This window comes from Caballeronia sp. GAWG1-1 (genome assembly GCF_023631465.1).
In the GTDB taxonomy this organism is placed as follows: Bacteria; Pseudomonadota; Gammaproteobacteria; order Burkholderiales; family Burkholderiaceae; genus Caballeronia.
Genome location: NZ_JALQDB010000117.1, coordinates 1 through 464, shown reverse-complemented (window position 1 = coordinate 464; position 464 = coordinate 1). Strand labels below are relative to the sequence as shown.

Here is a 464-nt window from a genome sequence, read left to right as displayed (position 1 = left end):
TTCTCGACCGATGCACTGCCGCCTTCTGCCGCCACCGGATCGAAGCCCGTTGCACGCACCGTGATGACCTTGATCGGGTCGCTCGATTGCACCGTCGCGATGGCGTTGCCCGCGTAGATCGGACGCTCGAAGGTATCGGCGCTGTCGACGGCGGTAATGTCGCTGATCTGCGCGACGTCCAGATGCGCTGCGATACGCGGCGCGATGTTCTTGCCATAGGCCGTCGCGGGCGCGAGGATGTGCGAATAGTCCTTCGCGATATTCAGCACCGTGCCCTCGACATTCTCGGCCAGACCTTCGGCGAGTTGAGGCGCATCCGCAAGCAGCACTTTCGAAACGCCTGCGATCTTGGCTGCCGCATCGGCCGCGCCCTGCGCGTTCGCACCTGCGACCAGCACATGGATATCGCCGCCGATTTTTGCCGCCGCCGCTACCGTGTTCAACGTCGCGGCCTTGATGGACGC

General features: G+C 64.0%; 1 pseudogene. It reads right to left on the bottom strand.

The features are described from left to right. Nucleotides 1-464, bottom strand: a pseudogene (locus tag NCT03_RS33700) (electron transfer flavoprotein subunit alpha/FixB family protein); the annotation flags it as partial.